Below are 15,866 nucleotides of genomic sequence, written 5' to 3'. Positions count from 1 at the left end.
CATGACCTTAGGTAAACATCTTTATCCCGCGGTAGCTGCGCTTTTTCTCGTCGCCATCTTTCCGCTTCTGCCTGTTCCGCCCTTCTGGGTGACGCTCGCCAACAATATCGGCCTTGCTTCGCTTGTGGCCATCGGGCTCGTGCTGTTGACCGGCGTCGGCGGCATGACCTCTTTCGGTCAGGCAGCATTCTGTGGTTTCGGCGCCTATACGACGGCGGTTCTGACCTCTGCCTACGGTTTCTCGCCCTGGCTGACCTTGCCGCTGTCCCTCCTCGTCGGCGCGGTTGTCGCTTTGCCGCTGGGCTTGATGACGGTTCGGCTATCTGGCCACTACCTGCCGCTTGGCACCATCGCCTGGGGTCTTGCGATTTATTACCTGTTCGGCCGCATCGAACTTCTCGGCCGTTATGACGGAATTTCAGGCATACCGCCGCTATCGCTTGGCGGCGAAGCGCTGATGAGCAGCAGTTCGATCTATTACATCATCTGGATCTTCGTCATCGCGGTGGCGATCGGCGCACAGAACCTGCTCGACAGTCGCGTCGGGCGCGGCATTCGCGCTCTACGCGGCGGTTCGCAGGCGGCGGAGGCCTTCGGTGTCAATATCGAGCGCGCCAAGCTTACCGTCTTCGTGTTTGCGGCCGTGGTGGCCGCGCTTTCCGGCTGGCTTTACGCCCATATGCAGCGATCGATCAACCCGACCCCCTTCGGCCTCGACATGGGCATCACCTATATGCTGATGGCCGTGGTGGGCGGCTCCGGCCGTGTTGTCGGGGCGATCTTCGGCGCAAGTGTCGTGCTGGTGTTGAAGGAGGTGCTGCAACGGGTACTGCCCGGCCTCCTCGGCACATCGGTCAATTTCGAAATGATCGTATTCGGTGTGCTGCTCGTCCTTATCCTGCAGCTTTCCCGTGATGGTCTCTGGCCGCTTCTGGAAAGATACCTGCCCGCGCGGCCGCCCCGCACCATCCGGCGTGATGGCGAAGCGTTGGACAAACGCCCCATGCCGCAAACGGGCAGCCCGCTGGTGCGGGTCGACAGGGTCCGCAAGGCCTTTGGCGGGCTGACAGCAGTCAATGATGTCAGCTTCGACATCAAGGCCGGGCAGATCATCGGCCTGATCGGCCCGAATGGCGCCGGCAAGAGCACCACCTTCAACCTCATCACCGGCATCCTCAACCTGTCCGGTGGAGAAGTCACCTATCAGGGACAAAGATTGTCGGGCCTCAATCCGCGGCTGATCGCACGACGGGGCATTGCCAGAACCTTCCAGCACGCCAAGGTGCTGCCGACGATGTCTGTTCTGGAGAACGTGGCGCTGGGCGCACATCTGCGCGGCAATGCGGGCATGTTCCGCAGCTTCTTCCGGCTCGAACGCAGGCAGGAGCAGGCCCTTCTGGCCGAAGCCGCCGACCAGCTTGACCGCGTCGGCCTCGGCGCCCATCGCGACCGTCCGGCCGGCGACCTCGCGCTCGGGCAGATCCGTATCCTCGAAATCGCGCGCGCGCTCTGCCTCAACCCGACCCTGCTGTTGCTCGACGAACCGGCGGCAGGCCTGCGCCACGGCGAAAAACAGGAGCTCGCCGATCTCCTGAAGAAACTGCGGGCAGAAGGTGTGAGCGTGCTGCTTGTCGAGCACGACATGGGCTTCGTCATGGGGCTGGTCGATCATATCGTCGTGCTGGACTTCGGCACATTGATCGCCGAAGGCAAGCCTGCGGACATAAGGCAACATCCGGCCGTGATCGCGGCCTATCTAGGGGGTGCGGCGTGAGAGGAAATCTACTCGATATCAGGGACATCCATGTCGCTTACGGCCGCGCCGAGGTGGTGCATGGCATATCTCTTGCCATGGCGGCAGGCAGCATCGTCACCGTCATCGGGGCGAATGGGGCCGGCAAGACGACGCTGCTCAATGCCATAATGGGCGTGATCCCCTCACGCGGGACCATTCTCTACGACGGCGCGCCGGTGCCCGACACCATCGAGGGCCGGGTTGCCGCCGGCCTTTGCCTGGTGCCGGAAAAGCGCGAATTGTTCGGGTCGATGACGGTCGAGGACAATATCGAACTCGGCGGTTTCCTGCGCTCACGCCAGGAGCGCAACGAAACCCGTGAAGAGGTCCATGCACTCTTCCCGCGCCTTCGCGAGCGCAGCAAGCAGCTTGCCGGAACGCTTTCCGGCGGCGAAAGGCAGATGCTGGCGCTCGCCCGGGCACTGATGAGCCGGCCGAGACTGCTGCTGCTGGATGAGCCAAGCCTCGGGCTTGCGCCGTTGATCGTCGCCGAAATCCTGCGCATCGTCGCCGAACTGCGCCGTACCGGCGTCTCCATCCTGCTGGTCGAACAGAACGCCCGCGCCGCGCTTGAAATCGCCGACGAGGCCTATCTCGTTGAGCTCGGCGAGGTCCGCCGCTCAGGTCCTGCCGCTGAACTCGCCGTCGATCCGGCACTGATGGCAAGCTATCTCGGCCCCGGTGAACACGCCGTCTAGAGAGCCCTCCCTCCGGATGAGAACGGGTTCCCGTCGCTGAGGGACGGACTGGTCATGATGCGCTGATGCCTGAAACACAGCGTTGCCTTCACATGCACATTTCAGGCAGCGGTTTGATTGACCAGAAGAGCAAAACCGACGACCGCATGCTCACGGGGTGATGTCGGAGATATCCACCGATACGGGTGTGTGCAGCGGGTAAAGGACGGTGTCTCCACCACGTCCCGTCTGCCACATCGTCATGGCGAATCTGCCGGAGGGCGCAAGCGGCGTCAGCCTGTGATGCATGACACCGTGACGATAGGTGACGATCTGGCTGGGGCTTGCCAGAAAGGCCTTTATGGTGGATTCGTCCGGCATCCCGTCCTCACCTGCTTCGCAAACCACGATCAGAGATGACGACTGGTCGAGCGGCAGAAAAGTCTGGCTGGAGAATGGATGTATTTCCATTTGCGAAATGACCGGAGAACCCGACATTGCCTTCGCCTGTACGAGTTGAAGCACTGGTGTTTTTGCTTCGCCGGTTCCCTCATAGGCATCCGCAAGCGACACCAGATTTTCAAGTTCGGAGATGTCGGCGACAGAGCCGTAGGGCGCGAAGGCTTCCGCTGTCAGCGGCCTGGCGGTAACGGTCTTCATCAGGCTGCTCCGCTGAAGGCAAGCTGCACTTTCATGCTTTTTGCGCGGTCACCGGCAAGATCGAAAGCCTCGCGGGCCTGATCGAACGGCAATGTGGCGCTGATCAAAGGCTTAACGTCGATCAGGCCACGTCCCATCATATTCACCGCCTGGGCAAATTCCTCGTGGAAGCGGAACGTTCCGCGCAGCTGCAGCTCTTTGGCAACGATGAGGTTCATCGGAATGGTGAAGTCTCCGCCAAGACCGAGCTGGACGATAATACCGCCCGGCCGGAGCAGATCCAGCGCCGGGAGAAGTGCCGCCTGATTGCCGGAGGCTTCGAACAGGACGTCGAAGACGCCTTTTTCAAATCGGTATTTTTCAAGCATGTCGGCATCGCGCAGGATGTTGACGGCTTCATCCGCGCCGATACGTCGCGCCAGATCGAGCGGTGCATCGGCGACATCGGTAACGACGATATGCGCCGCGCCGGCAAGACGGGCAACCAGCAGGCTAAGCATGCCGATCGGCCCGGCACCGGTTATCAGCACCGTCTTGCCCAGAAGCGATCCCGCCTGACGCGCGGCATGGAGGCACACGGCCAAAGGCTCGGCCATGGCTGCCTCACCCATGGAAAGTCCGTCGGCGATCTGTACCGGTTGCGTTGAATGGACGGTCACGACTTCACGGAAACCGCCCTGAACATGGGGGGAGCGCATGGCGCTGCCCATGAAGCGCATGTCCAGGCACTGATTCTGCCTGCCCTGAGCGCAATAGCGGCAGGTGCCGCAAGGCAGGCTCGGATTGACGGCCACGCGCATGCCGGGCACGAGATGCGAGACCGAACTGCCCACCTCAACCACCGTACCGGCAAACTCATGACCGAGCGCCATCGGCTCGCGCACGCGCACCGTGCCGAAGCCGCCATGGTTATAATAATGCAGATCCGAGCCGCAAATTCCGCCGACGGCAACGGCCACCCGCACCTCGTCCGCGGCAAGTGGCTGGCCAGCAACGTCCTCTACCCGCAGGTCTTTTGCTGCATGAATGACGACTCCGCGCATGCGCGTCTCCTCCCGCCAATTTCTGTTGGCATCAAGGATGGCGGCGGTTCTAGAGAACCGACAGCATTCCACCATCGACATAGATTATCTGGCCATTGACGTAGTCGGAGGCCGAAGCAGACAGGAACACGGCGGTTCCGACAAGTTCCTGCGGCTTGCCCCAGCGTTTCGCGGGCGTGCGCGCCTTCACCCAGGCGTCAAATTCCGGATTGTCGATCAATGCCTGATTCATGTCGGTCAGCATGTAGCCGGGGCCGATGGCGTTCGCCTGAATGCCGTATTGCGCCCATTCCGCCGCCATGGCGCGGGTCAGCATCTTGATGCCGCCCTTGGCCACGGTGTAGGGCGCCACCGTCGCGCGGGCCAGTTCGCTGGTCAGCGAGCCGATATTGACGATCTTGCCATATCCCCGCGGGATCATCCGTTTTGCCGCCTCACGGCCAATCATGAAGGCGCTAGTGAGGTTGGTGTCGATTACCCGCTGCCAGTCGGCCGTCTCCAGCTCGATCATCGGTTTGCGGAACTGGATGCCGGCATTGTTGACGAGAATGTCGACGTCTATCCCCTGCTCATCAAGCCTGGCGAAAGCCTCAATGATTTCGCTTTCGGAGGTGACGTCAAAGGCGACCGCCTCGGCGTCATGGCCGACATTGCGAAACTCCTGAACCGTTTGCGCGACACGCGACGGATCGGTGCCGTTAATGAGGATGCGTGCCCCCGCGACGGCAAGTCCTTCTGCCATTGCGCGGCCGAGGCCGCGTGAAGAACCGGTAACAAGCGCCGTGCGCCCGCCGAGATCGAAGATGATCTGATTGCTCATGATGCCCTCCTCACAGCGTGCTGACGCGGACCGTCAGGTCCGGCCGCTCGAAGACCTTGGGCAGCAATTCGGTCCCGAGGCCGGGTCCTTCCATCGGCAGCACGAAGCCGTTTTCGATGACGGGCAGATTTGTCACCAGCTCGCAGTACCAGCCGGTGTAAAAAGCGCGCACCGACTCCTGGATCATGGTGTTGGTCTGCGAAAAGGAGGAATGGACGGCTGCGGCATAGGCGACAGGCCCGGTGCAATCATGCGGCGCATAGGGGCGATGATAGGTATCGGCCAATGCGGCGATCTTGCGGCCTTCGGTCAGACCGCCTGTCCAGACCAGATCGGTCATGACGATGCCGATCGCGCCGGCTTCCAGCATGTCCTTGTAGGGGAAACGGGAACCGAGCGTTTCCGAGGCACAGATCGGCACGCTGGTGGAGGCGGCGAGTTCCGAAAGGGCGGATACCGAGTTCATCCGTATCGGATCTTCGTACCATGTCGGATCGAAGGCCTCGAGTTCGCGGGCGATCTTCTTGATCGTCGGCAGGTTCCAGAGGCTATGAAACTCCACCATGATCTGCATGCGGTCACCCACACGTTTGCGTATCTGCTCGAACGGCAAAAGGGCTGCGCGCAGCTGCTCGCTGGTGATGTAGCGCCCGTCGTTTTCGATGGCCGCGGGATCGAAGGGCCAGATCTTCATGGCCGAAATGCCCTGCTCCAGCAGGTTTTCGGCAAGTGCGCCCGCATCCGTCATGAACGCCCTGAGATCTTCATAGGGGCCTTCGGCATCGTCGCGAAAATTCCAGGTATCGACCGGCTTGATCTTGTTGGACCGCACATAGCCGTAACCGGCGCAGGTGTTGTAGACGGGAATACGATCGTGGCAGAGGCCGCCCAGCATCTGATGGACCGGCTGATTGCAGACCTTGCCGAAAATATCCCACAGTGCCAGATCGATCGCCGAAGCCGCACGATATTCGGCACCGGTCGAGGCCTGCGCCATCGGCAGATTCACCAGTTCGCGGGAATGCGCTTCAATCCGCATCGGGTCGCGGCCAAGCAGGCGACCGGCGAGCACATCGTGGATATGAGCCTCGACCGCGCCTGCGCCATAGAAGGTCTCACCCAGCCCGATCACCCCGGCATCGGTGTGGATGCGCACCCAAAGCACATTTGAGAACTCCTCGGTCCGCAAAGTTTCGACAGACGTAATCTTCATTAGCTCCTCCGCGCGCCCACCTCGGTCGCGTCTCCCGATTGACTGACCAGCCTCCCAGCCAGTCTCGATCAGGACAATAATGTTGCTTGTAAAATTTCACAACATGTTTTATAGCAATTTATGTACTGAGTTTGTTGACCGCGACGGGAGGAGACCGGAGATGGCACGCAAGCAGACGAAACCCGAACTGGTAACGGACGGGGAAAAGCCGAAGCGGGCAAACCGCGTCAACTTCTTCGATCTCGCTTATGAGCGCATCGAGGAACTGCTGATCAATTGCGAGCTGAAGCCCGGCCGGCAACTGACATTGCAGGAATTGCAGGACGCCACGGGGCTGGGCCGGACGCCGGTTCATAATGCCGTCAGCCGTCTTGCCGCCGATACGCTGCTGGTCGTGCTGCCCCGCCACGGACTCAGAGTCGCGCCGATCGATCTGGCGCGTGAACGCCTGCTGCTACAGCTTCGCCGGGACATGGAGCGCTTCGTCATGCGGCTTGCGGTGGAGCGGGCAAGCCTCTCCCATCGCAATCAGATGCTGCATATCGAACGCGCCCTGCGTGAACGACGGGAGCAGATCACGCTCAGCGAATTCAACCTGCTCGACCGTCGGATCGACCAGATTTTGCTGGCGGCGGCGAACGAACCTTTCCTCGAACATACCCTGCGGCCGCTGCACACGATCTATCGGCGCATCGGCTTCATTCACCACACGGTGACACATGGAAAATCCGACCTGACGCAGACGGTCGATTGCCATCTTTCGGTCCTGAATGCCGTCGCGAACCGCCATCTGGACACGGCGCTTGCCGCAACGGACGCCTTGGTCGGCTTCGTCGACTCCATGTTCGATGAAATGGAGACGGGCATAGACCCTCGCCTGCTGGATTGCAGCATCGAACCGATTTTCAAGATTTGAGACAGCGGCGCCATTGGATGTCCGACATCCGTCCGCAACGAAGAAAGATTTCTGAAATACATATTTTGCAATGACTTATGGCGCTCGGGAGGCGCCAATAAAAAAGCTCAGGGAGGAGCATGGATGAGCAATATCGTAAAATCCTTGATTGCGGCCACGATGGCGACGGCGCTTGCATCCTGGGCAGCGCCGGCGCTGGCCAAGGACAAGATCACCTTCGCCGCCGCGGTTTTTGCGGAAGCCGGACGTGGCGACCGGGTCAAGGCGTGGATCCAGAAATTCAACGAAAGTCAGGACAAGGTCGAAGTTGAACCCATCGCAATTCCGTTTTCCAGCCTAGCCAACACGGTCTTCACCCAGATGGGTGGCGGCGGCGGACCGGACCTCGTGCGCTTCGACCAGACCGATTTCTTCGCTGCCATTCCATCCGGTCGCCTGCTGCCGCTCGATGATATGATCAGCGACAAGGATCACGAATTCCTGGGGCCGGACCGCTTCATGAAGGTGAAGGACGTCCGTTACGGTCTGCTGTTCGACACGACGGGTTATGCGCTGCTGTACAACAAGGACATCCTGCCGGAACCGCCGAAGGATTTCGAAAGCTTCCTGGCGGCCGCCAAGGAGAAAACCAAGGACGGCGTGTATGGTTATGCCTACCGCGCCACAATGGCGGAGCGCGCCGGTTTCTGGCAGGATCTCTGCAACTACGTCTTCGGATTTGGCGGTCGCTGGAGCGACAAGGACGGCAAGCTCACGCTCAACAGCCCTGACGTCATCAAGGGCGTCACCGCCTACAAGCAGGTTTATGATGCCGCCGTGACGCCACGCGGCGCGGATGCGGCCACCTATCGCCGCATGTTCTGGGAAGGCAAGATCGCCATGAACGTCGATAATGGCGGCGTGGCGGCAATCTTCAACCAGAACGCCCCGCAGCTCAATTTCGCCGCAGCACCCTCGCCTTTCCCGGACAAGGCGCAGGGCCTCATCATGACCGCTCTCGTGGTCAACGCCAACACGAAGCACAAGGATGCTGCGGGCGCCTTCATCAAATGGGCCTATTCCCCCGAGAACCAGAAAGGCCTTCAGGCCGCAATGGGGACGGGTGTCGGCACCAAGATCGACATGTCTGCCGAAGAGCAGGCGAAGCGGCCATGGCTGAAGGTCTATGAGGGCCAGATGCAGAACGCCCTTCCGCAGCTTGTGATGGGACATGAGGGCAAGACGCCCGAAATCCAGCAGATCGTGCTCGAGCAGGTGTTGAAGGTGCTTCTCGAAAATGCCGATCCAAAGGACGCCATGGATCGCGCCCAGTCGCTGGTGGAGCGACGCGTCCTTCGCTGAGATCGATGCGGAGGCTGTCTGATCGGCCTCCGCAACCCCGGCTCTATTTCCATCGAGGTCAGTTATGAAACGTGCCCAGCTCGCAGGAGCAAGGCTCGACGGTCATCCGTTGACTCCTTATCTCTTCGCCGCACCGGTCGGCATCTATCTTCTGCTGTTTCAGTTTTATCCGCTGGTCCAGCAGTTCTTCATGAGCTTCACCGCCACCGACCTGCTGACGCCTAACGTCAACCCGTTCGTCGGTATCGAGAATTATTCCTTCCTGATCGAGGACGGTGAACTGTGGAAGGTGCTGTGGATCACGGCGATCTATACCGTCGCCTGCGTGATCTTTGCGATCGGCACGGGCCTAGGTTCGGCCATGCTGCTCGATTCCCCCTTTTTCGGCCGGGGTATTGCCCGGGCGCTGATCACCGTTCCCTGGGCCGCACCGTCAGTTGCCGTCGCGCTGGTATTCACCTGGATATTCAATTCGCAATACGGCATTTTCAATCGGGTTCTCACCGGTCTCGGCCTTCCCTTCGGCGGTGAGAACTGGCTCGACGATCCAAACCTCGCCCTACCGGCTATCCTGCTCACCACCGTCTGGCAGATATTCCCCTTTTCTTCCGTTGTGATCCTCGCGGCTTTGCAGGGCGTGCCGCATGAGCTCAAGGAGGCTGCCGTCATCGATGGTGCGGACCGGCTCAACATCTTCAAGACCGCCACATGGCCGACCATCCAGCCGACCGTGCTGATGCTGACGTTGTTCGTCACCATCTGGTCGCTGCGCCGCTTCGACCTCATCTGGCTGATGACGCAGGGCGGTCCCATCGGCGCGACCAACACGCTCGTCATCGAGCTTTATCGCCAGGGTTTCGTCTATCGCGATCTCGGATCAGCGGCCTCCATCGGCATGATCGGCCTGTCGATCGCGCTTCTGGTAACCGTCATCTATTTCAAGGTCACCCGGATGACTGAACAGGCACAGGGGAAGCGTTGATGAATACCACCGGCAACGCCCACTTTGTTCGCATCCTCGCCGTCCTCTTCATGCTCGGCTTTGCGGCTTTTCCGATCTACTGGATGTTCGTCACGTCCATGACGCCGTCATCGGAACTCTTCGCGCCCTTTCCACGGCTCGTGCCTGACTGGTCGCAGCTTGGAATCTATCTCGAGGTTTTCGATACCATTCCGGTGACGACATGGCTGAAGAACAGCTTTCTGGTTGCCACAGGCACCACCGTCCTCAGCATCCTGCTGGCCGTCCTGCCGGCTTATGCCCTTTCCCGTTTCCGGTTTGCAGGACTTGCGATACTCGGCTTTGCATTGTTTGCAACGCAGATGCTGCCGGAAGCCATGCTTGTCGTGCCGCTCTATTCGATATTTGGCGACCTCAACCTGCTTAATACGATCCCTGGCCTCGTGCTGGCAAACACCGCCTTCGTGGTACCTGTGATCACCTGGATCATAAAGGGTGCGATCGACGGCATTCCGATCGAGATCGAAGAGGCGGCAAGGGTCGATGGCTGCTCGCGTCTCGATATTGTGCTCGGCATCATCATTCCGCTGATTGCGCCGACGCTCGCTGCCGCTGCCGTCATCTCTTTCTTCCACGGCTGGAACGAATATGTCTTCGCGCAGACCCTGATCAGCAGTGAGAACCTCAGGACGGCTTCCGTCGGGCTCGCCAGTTTCGTGGGCGAACTCTCCACGCCCATCCATTCCGTCATGGCAGTGGGGGTGATCTACACCCTGCCCGCCATCGTCTTTTACCTCTTTGCCCAACGCTACGTGGTCGCCGGAATGACCGCCGGCAGTGTCAAAGGCTGACAGGAAAACCAGATGCCCGCTATTGAACTCAACAATATCTCGAAGAAATTCGGTGCGAAGGAAGTCATTCGCGACATCAATGTCTCGATCGAAGAGGGAGATTTCCTCGTCCTTCTCGGTCCTTCTGGCTGTGGCAAATCCACGCTTTTGCGTATGCTCGCAGGCCTTGAAAGCATTTCCGGCGGGGAAATCCTGATCGGCGGCAGGCGGGTCGATCAATTGCCGCCCGGCGAGCGCGATATCGCCTTCGTGTTTCAGTCCTACGCGCTTTACCCGCATCTTTCCGTGCGCAGGAACATGTCCTTCCCGCTGTTGATGCAGCAGTTTCGCTGGTGGCACCACCTGCCGATCATCGGCGGTCTGGCAAAACGCCGGATCGAGAAATCATCAAGCGTCGTTGAAAAAGTCGCGAGGATTGCAAAAATCCTCGGACTGACGGAGATGCTCGACCGTTTCCCGCGTACGCTTTCCGGCGGACAGCGCCAGCGCGTCGCCCTTGGGCGAGCCATGGTGCGGGAGCCGGAAGTGTTCCTGATGGACGAGCCGCTCTCCAATCTGGACGCCAAGCTTCGAACCTCCATGCGTTCGGAGATTTCACGCCTGCACCAGGAGATCGGTGGAACCTTTGTCTACGTGACGCATGACCAGGTCGAAGCCATGACCATGGGCACAAAAATCGCCCTGATGCGCGAAGGCATCATCCAGCAATTCGGAACGGCGCGCGAAATCTATACCGATCCGGCCAATACCTATGTCGCCCGCTTCATCGGCACGCCGCCGATGAACCTGATCGTCACTGACAAAAAGCCTGATGGCCTCTTCATCGGCTCCACCTCCATCCGCGTGGATGTGCCACAGTCGGAGACGGCTTCCACCGTGTTGCTGGGTGTTCGGCCAAACGCCCTCTCCCTGACGACGGAACCGACCGAAGCCTCCCTGCGGGGGGAGGTCGTGATGGTCGAACATATCGGCGCAGATTCGATCATCGCCGTTCGCCTCAAAGACGGCCGCACGGCGCATGACGAGGACGGCGATATGGATGCGGTGATGGTGACCGTTCCCGGATATTGCACGCTTTCATTGCGCCAGGAGGTTTCGCTGACGATCGATCCCGGTCAGGCCATCCTGTTTTCGGCCGTGACGGGCGAGCGGATCCGATCGTGACCATGAACGTGACCGGACCTGCATCAGCGCAACCTTTTTTCAATCTCCAGAAATATCCGCAGCGGGGAGAATAGACATGTCAAAACGGATCGTTTTTCACGGCGAAAATGCCGCCTGTTTCAGCGATGACTTCAAAAACCTGGTGGAGGGCGGCGCGGAAATCGCTCTGCTGCCGGATCAACTCGTCACCGAGGAAGACCGCAACGCCTATCGCAAAGCCGATATCATCGTTGGCGTCAAATTTGATGCATCGTTGCCGACGCCTGAAAGACTGACGCTGTTTCATGTGCCCGGCGCCGGTTATGACGCCGTCAATCTCGACCTGCTGCCGAAAAGCGCGGTCGTGTGCAACTGCTTTGGCCATGATCCCGCAATTGCCGAATATGTGTTTTCAGCCATTCTCAACCGTCATGTTCCGTTGCGCGATGCCGACAACAAATTGCGCGCCGGCCAGTGGGCCTACTGGTCCGGTTCGACCGAGCGCCTGCACGACGAAATGTCCGGAAAAACCATCGGTCTTCTCGGCTTCGGCCATATCGGGAAGGCCATTGCGGTCCGCGCGAAGGCGTTCGGAATGCAGGTCAGCGTCGCCAATCGCAGCCGCGTGGAAACGTCGGATCTGGTAGACCGCTCCTTCACACTGGATCAGCTCAACGAATTCTGGCCGACCGCAGATTTCATCGTCGTCTCCGTACCACTAACGGACACGACACGCGGGATCGTCGATGCGGAGGCTTTCGCAGCGATGAAATCCGGTGCCGTCATCATCAATGTCGGGCGCGGCCCGACCATAGACGAGCAGGCGCTTTATGACGCGCTGAAAAGCGGAACCATCGGCGGTGCGGTCATCGATACCTGGTACGCCTATCCGTCACCCGACGCGCCGACGAGACAACCGTCCGCACTGCCATTCAATCAACTCGAGAACATCATCATGACGCCGCACATGTCCGGCTGGACCAGTGGAACGGTGCGGCGGCGGCAGCAGACGATCGCGGAAAACATCAATCGGCGGCTGAAGGGGCAAGACTGCATCAACATCGTCCGCACCGCGTCTGAATAGCAGATCACCGCATGGCCGGGAGGAGCCGGCCATAAACCACAGCTCAATCAACCAGGGAGAGAGTGATGAGCATCTTTCAGTCTTTTAAATCCGTTGCTGCCGCGATCGCGGTTTGTGCCGGTATCTTCACCGGTTTTTCGGCAAATGCACAGAGCGTCGATGACATCGTCAAGCGCGGCTCGGTGAAGATCGGCGTGCTGGTGGGTGCGCCGCCCTTCGGCTCGGTGGACGCGCAGGGAAATCCGGTCGGGTATGATGCCGATGTCGCAACGCTGATCGGCAAATATCTCGGCGTACCGGTTACGATGGTCCAGCTGACGCCGCCATCGCGCATTCCGGCTCTGGAATCCGGCAAGGTGGACTTCCTTGTCGCGACGCTGGCGCCGACGCCGGAGCGCGCCAAGGCGGTGATGTTCACCAACCCCTACAGCGCCTTCCAGGTGGGGATCTATTCCCACAAGGATACCAAGATTGAAAAATGGGAAGACCTGAAAGGCATGACTGTAGGGGTCAATCGCGGATCGAGCGTCGAGCGCGAATTCGTCAACCGTGAGAAGGAACTTGGCCTGACGATCCTGCGCTTTGATGATGATGCGACGACCATGCAGGCTCTTTTCTCGGGTCAGGTGCAGGCGATCGCCGGGCCGGATGCGCAGGCCAACGCGGCCATCAAGCTGCGCGGCGATACGACGACGGAGGTGAAGTTCTTCTTCTCCATACAGCCGAACTCGATGACCGTTCGCAAGGATGCCGTCGACCTGCATCAGTGGCTGAACAATACGATCTATTACATCAAGCAGAATGGAGAGCTGGACGCGATCGCCCGCAAATGGGTCGGCACGCCCCTGCCCGTTCTCCCGACATTCTGATCGGACGGCAAAACTCCGGCGCGCCCTTCCACAGGCGCGCCGGAACAGCGTATTCGGGAGGAGCCAGCATGAATTTTTCACTTCACTTCGAGGCCGTGTTTGCTGAATCGGATCTGATCTGGCGCGGCATCCTGCTGACGATAGGCCTGTCGGCAACCGCGATCGTCCTCGGTACGATGATCGCCGTGGCGCTGGTCGCCATGCGCAGTCTCGGCAACGGCACCATCCGCTTCTGCGTCGATTCCTATGTCGAACTGCTCAGGAACACGCCATTTCTCGTCCAGCTCTTCATGGTTTTCTTCGGACTGCCGCTCGTCGGCTTTCGCATGTCCGGGACACAAGCCGCACTCTTTGCCATGACGCTCAACCTTTCGGCCTATGCGACGGAGATCATTCGCGCCGGCGTGGAGTCCATACACCGCTCACAGGTCGAGGCGGGCCTGTCGCTCTCGCTCAGCCGCCTTCAGGTGTTTCGTTACGTCGTGATGAAACCGGCCTTTGCAAAAATATGGCCGGCGCTGTCCAGCCAGTTCGTGCTGATGCTTCTGGCATCGAGCATCTGCTCCTTCATCTCTGTGCCGGAGCTCTCCGGTGCGGCTTCGATCATCGAGCAACGGACGTTTCGAAGCTTTGAGACCTACATCGTCGTGACCGTCATCTACCTCCTTCTCGCGCTGGCGCTGAAAATCATTCTCGCATGGTTCGGTCACTGGCTGTTCCGCCGCCGCGTCAAGGTTTTCTCCCCGATGACCGTCCAGGAAGGAATTGCCTGATGTCCACATTCGGTTGGCCTGAATTTCTTTTCCTGCTTCGTGGGGCCGGCTGGTCCATCGTCCTGACCGCCATTGCCTTCAGCATCGGCTCGCTGACGGGCGGCTTCTTCGCCATCATGCGGCTTTCGCAATATGGATCGGTCCGCAACGTCGCAGCAGGTTACATCACCGTCATTCAGTCGATACCGGTGCTGATGATCCTGTTCATGTCCTATTACGGGTTGACGCTGTTCGGGTTCGAAATACCGCCGCTGCTCGCCGCATCGGTGTCCCTGTCGGTCTATGTTTCGGCCTATCTGGCGGAAATCTGGCGCGGCTCCATCCAGGCGGTGCCAAAGCCGCAATGGGAGGCCTCGGCCTCGCTGGCGCTCACGCGTTTCCAGCAATATCGCTATGTCATCCTGCCGCAGGCCCTTCGGCTTTCCCTGCCTCCGACGGTGGGGTTCCTTGTCCAGCTCGTCAAGAACACCTCCATCGTATCGGTGGTCGGCTTCGTGGAACTCTCCCGCGCAGGCCAGCTCGTCAACAATGCGACGTTCAGACCCTTCCAGGTGTTTTTCGTCGTCGCTCTTCTTTATTTCGCGATCTGCTTCCCGCTATCGCGCCTCAGCCGCCATCTCGAAAGGGTTCTCCATGTCGGTCGTAACAATTGATCAGGTGCACAAGCGTTATGGCGCCCTCGAAGTTCTGAAGGGTGTATCGCTGAACGTCGAGGCGGGACAGGTCGTCGCCATCATCGGGCGCAGCGGCTCCGGCAAGAGCACGATGCTGCGTTGCATCAACGGTCTCGAAGAGTTTCAGTCCGGCAATATCACCGCCGCGGGACACAGGGTGGAGCAGGACCAGACCAAACTCAGACAGTTGCGCAAGGACGTCGGCATCGTCTTCCAGAGCTATAATCTCTTTCCGCATCTGACCGTCGGCGAAAACATCATGCTGTCTCCGAAGATAACGCAGGATGTCGCCAGGGCTGATGCCGATGTGCTGGCGCGCAAAGTGTTGGCGCAGGTGGGGCTGGCGGAAAAATTCGACGCTTATCCCGACATGCTGTCGGGCGGACAACAGCAACGTGTAGCCATCGCCCGTTCGCTGGCGATGCGGCCGAAAGTCATGCTGTTCGACGAGGTGACATCCGCTCTCGATCCCGAACTGACGGGAGAGGTGCTCCTCGTCATGGAACAGCTGGCGCGGGAAGGCATGACGATGTTGCTGGTGACCCATGAAATGAGCTTTGCCCGCAGCGTCGCACATGTGACCGTCTTCATGCATCAGGGTAAGATCTGGGAAATGGGCGCTTCGAAACAGCTTTTCGAGAAACCACAAACGCCCGAGCTGCAGGCATTCCTCTCCAACGGCGTGAAATAGCCGGCGGAAGAGCAGGTCAGGCAAACGCAGTCATCGACCTTGCGCCATGAGGCTGTCGCTTCAAGGCGAATAAAAGAAGCAACGGAGAGGGCCATCACTCTGCGTTGCTTCGGCGCGTTCAGGCCGCTTCGGCTCCGAGGTCGTGATCTGACCTGGAAACTGTTCCCGCGACAATTTCATCGATCGGAATCCCCGACCGGCGTCTATTCCCAACGCTACTTATATCATCGGCCTGATCTCTTCATGTTTCGAAGATTGAATCAGGATTCGATATGCATCCTTCACGAAATTTTAGGGGATTGCGGAACACATATGGAACATATAGTGTTCGTTCTGTATTTGTTTCGCGACTTCA

Annotated in this window: 16 protein-coding genes; 12 read left to right on the top strand and 4 right to left on the bottom strand. The window is 59.6% G+C overall.

All coding sequences use genetic code 11. From position 1 onward, the window contains the following. The first annotated feature begins 1 nt into the window (after position 1). Positions 2 to 1,774 carry a branched-chain amino acid ABC transporter ATP-binding protein/permease gene (locus tag ATU_RS06965; RefSeq protein WP_010971602.1) on the top strand — a complete coding sequence of 591 codons (1,773 nt, stop codon included), beginning with the start codon at positions 2 to 4 and terminating at the stop codon, positions 1,772 to 1,774. Beyond that, the gene (locus ATU_RS06960; RefSeq protein ID WP_010971601.1) at positions 1,771 to 2,493 is read left to right on the top strand and encodes an ABC transporter ATP-binding protein; all 723 of its coding nucleotides are present in this window, start codon (positions 1,771 to 1,773) and stop codon (positions 2,491 to 2,493) included. The genes ATU_RS06965 and ATU_RS06960 overlap by 4 nt, the downstream gene beginning before the upstream one ends. 150 nt (positions 2,494 to 2,643) lie before the next feature. Here the strand turns inward: ATU_RS06960 and ATU_RS06955 are convergent, their stop codons facing one another. The 4 genes from ATU_RS06955 to ATU_RS06940 are packed head-to-tail and all read right to left on the bottom strand — an operon-like array spanning position 2,644 to position 6,208. Continuing rightward, on the bottom strand, positions 2,644 to 3,132 hold the full coding sequence (locus tag ATU_RS06955) for an ureidoglycolate lyase (protein ID WP_010971600.1): 489 nt from the start codon (positions 3,130 to 3,132) through the stop codon (positions 2,644 to 2,646). After that, entirely contained in the window at positions 3,132 to 4,175 is a 1,044-nt protein-coding gene (locus ATU_RS06950; protein WP_010971599.1) for an L-idonate 5-dehydrogenase, read from the bottom strand. Before ATU_RS06950 ends, ATU_RS06955 begins: the two co-directional genes overlap by 1 nt. A 49-nt stretch (positions 4,176 to 4,224) precedes the next feature. Further along, positions 4,225 to 4,995 carry an SDR family oxidoreductase gene (locus tag ATU_RS06945; RefSeq protein ID WP_010971598.1) on the bottom strand — a complete coding sequence of 257 codons (771 nt, stop codon included), beginning with the start codon at positions 4,993 to 4,995 and terminating at the stop codon, positions 4,225 to 4,227. Positions 4,996 to 5,005: 10 nt separating this feature from the next. Then, entirely contained in the window at positions 5,006 to 6,208 is a 1,203-nt protein-coding gene (locus tag ATU_RS06940; RefSeq protein WP_010971597.1) for a mandelate racemase/muconate lactonizing enzyme family protein, read from the bottom strand. A gap of 160 nt (positions 6,209 to 6,368) precedes the next feature. Here ATU_RS06940 and ATU_RS06935 point away from each other — a divergent pair, with 160 nt between their 5' ends. The 10 genes from ATU_RS06935 to ATU_RS06890 all read left to right on the top strand — a co-directional run bounded on the left by ATU_RS06935 (position 6,369) and on the right by ATU_RS06890 (position 15,511). Beyond that, positions 6,369 to 7,124 (top strand): GntR family transcriptional regulator, encoded by a 756-nt coding sequence (locus ATU_RS06935; RefSeq protein WP_006312509.1) that lies wholly within the window; start codon positions 6,369 to 6,371, stop codon positions 7,122 to 7,124. Positions 7,125 to 7,247: 123 nt separating this feature from the next. Then, positions 7,248 to 8,465 (top strand): ABC transporter substrate-binding protein, encoded by a 1,218-nt coding sequence (locus ATU_RS06930; protein WP_010971596.1) that lies wholly within the window; start codon positions 7,248 to 7,250, stop codon positions 8,463 to 8,465. 64 nt (positions 8,466 to 8,529) lie between these two features. Further along, on the top strand, positions 8,530 to 9,447 hold the full coding sequence (locus ATU_RS06925) for a carbohydrate ABC transporter permease (protein ID WP_010971595.1): 918 nt from the start codon (positions 8,530 to 8,532) through the stop codon (positions 9,445 to 9,447). Further along, the gene (locus tag ATU_RS06920) at positions 9,447 to 10,277 is read left to right on the top strand and encodes a carbohydrate ABC transporter permease (RefSeq protein ID WP_035256603.1); all 831 of its coding nucleotides are present in this window, start codon (positions 9,447 to 9,449) and stop codon (positions 10,275 to 10,277) included. The genes ATU_RS06925 and ATU_RS06920 overlap by 1 nt, the downstream gene beginning before the upstream one ends. A gap of 12 nt (positions 10,278 to 10,289) precedes the next feature. Beyond that, complete coding sequence (locus ATU_RS06915) at positions 10,290 to 11,441, top strand: ABC transporter ATP-binding protein (RefSeq protein WP_010971593.1); 1,152 nt, start codon at positions 10,290 to 10,292, stop codon at positions 11,439 to 11,441. A gap of 76 nt (positions 11,442 to 11,517) precedes the next feature. Beyond that, complete coding sequence (locus ATU_RS06910) at positions 11,518 to 12,504, top strand: 2-hydroxyacid dehydrogenase (RefSeq protein ID WP_010971592.1); 987 nt, start codon at positions 11,518 to 11,520, stop codon at positions 12,502 to 12,504. 65 nt (positions 12,505 to 12,569) lie between these two features. Beyond that, positions 12,570 to 13,373 carry a transporter substrate-binding domain-containing protein gene (locus ATU_RS06905; RefSeq protein ID WP_010971591.1) on the top strand — a complete coding sequence of 268 codons (804 nt, stop codon included), beginning with the start codon at positions 12,570 to 12,572 and terminating at the stop codon, positions 13,371 to 13,373. 68 nt (positions 13,374 to 13,441) lie between these two features. Then, on the top strand, positions 13,442 to 14,146 hold the full coding sequence (locus ATU_RS06900; protein ID WP_010971590.1) for an amino acid ABC transporter permease: 705 nt from the start codon (positions 13,442 to 13,444) through the stop codon (positions 14,144 to 14,146). Continuing rightward, positions 14,146 to 14,799 (top strand): amino acid ABC transporter permease, encoded by a 654-nt coding sequence (locus ATU_RS06895; RefSeq protein ID WP_010971589.1) that lies wholly within the window; start codon positions 14,146 to 14,148, stop codon positions 14,797 to 14,799. The genes ATU_RS06900 and ATU_RS06895 overlap by 1 nt, the downstream gene beginning before the upstream one ends. Beyond that, positions 14,780 to 15,511 carry an amino acid ABC transporter ATP-binding protein gene (locus ATU_RS06890; protein WP_010971588.1) on the top strand — a complete coding sequence of 244 codons (732 nt, stop codon included), beginning with the start codon at positions 14,780 to 14,782 and terminating at the stop codon, positions 15,509 to 15,511. The genes ATU_RS06895 and ATU_RS06890 overlap by 20 nt, the downstream gene beginning before the upstream one ends. The last annotated feature ends 355 nt before the right edge of the window (positions 15,512 to 15,866 follow it).

Source organism: Agrobacterium fabrum str. C58 (assembly GCF_000092025.1).
GTDB lineage: Bacteria > Pseudomonadota > Alphaproteobacteria > Rhizobiales > Rhizobiaceae > Agrobacterium > Agrobacterium fabrum.
This window is presented reverse-complemented; position numbering and strand designations above follow the sequence as displayed.

Coding starts and splice junctions, on each gene's coding strand:
- ATU_RS06925 (WP_010971595.1), top strand. CDS start 8,530: ATGAAACGTGCCCAGCTCGCAGGAGCAAGGCTCGACGGTCATCCGTTG.
- ATU_RS06890 (WP_010971588.1), top strand. CDS start 14,780: ATGTCGGTCGTAACAATTGATCAGGTGCACAAGCGTTATGGCGCCCTC.
- ATU_RS06920 (WP_035256603.1), top strand. CDS start 9,447: ATGAATACCACCGGCAACGCCCACTTTGTTCGCATCCTCGCCGTCCTC.
- ATU_RS06915 (WP_010971593.1), top strand. CDS start 10,290: ATGCCCGCTATTGAACTCAACAATATCTCGAAGAAATTCGGTGCGAAG.
- ATU_RS06945 (WP_010971598.1), bottom strand. CDS start 4,995: ATGAGCAATCAGATCATCTTCGATCTCGGCGGGCGCACGGCGCTTGTT.
- ATU_RS06895 (WP_010971589.1), top strand. CDS start 14,146: ATGTCCACATTCGGTTGGCCTGAATTTCTTTTCCTGCTTCGTGGGGCC.
- ATU_RS06900 (WP_010971590.1), top strand. CDS start 13,442: ATGAATTTTTCACTTCACTTCGAGGCCGTGTTTGCTGAATCGGATCTG.
- ATU_RS06905 (WP_010971591.1), top strand. CDS start 12,570: ATGAGCATCTTTCAGTCTTTTAAATCCGTTGCTGCCGCGATCGCGGTT.
- ATU_RS06965 (WP_010971602.1), top strand. CDS start 2: ATGACCTTAGGTAAACATCTTTATCCCGCGGTAGCTGCGCTTTTTCTC.
- ATU_RS06940 (WP_010971597.1), bottom strand. CDS start 6,208: ATGAAGATTACGTCTGTCGAAACTTTGCGGACCGAGGAGTTCTCAAAT.
- ATU_RS06950 (WP_010971599.1), bottom strand. CDS start 4,175: ATGCGCGGAGTCGTCATTCATGCAGCAAAAGACCTGCGGGTAGAGGAC.
- ATU_RS06935 (WP_006312509.1), top strand. CDS start 6,369: ATGGCACGCAAGCAGACGAAACCCGAACTGGTAACGGACGGGGAAAAG.
- ATU_RS06930 (WP_010971596.1), top strand. CDS start 7,248: ATGAGCAATATCGTAAAATCCTTGATTGCGGCCACGATGGCGACGGCG.
- ATU_RS06955 (WP_010971600.1), bottom strand. CDS start 3,132: ATGAAGACCGTTACCGCCAGGCCGCTGACAGCGGAAGCCTTCGCGCCC.
- ATU_RS06910 (WP_010971592.1), top strand. CDS start 11,518: ATGTCAAAACGGATCGTTTTTCACGGCGAAAATGCCGCCTGTTTCAGC.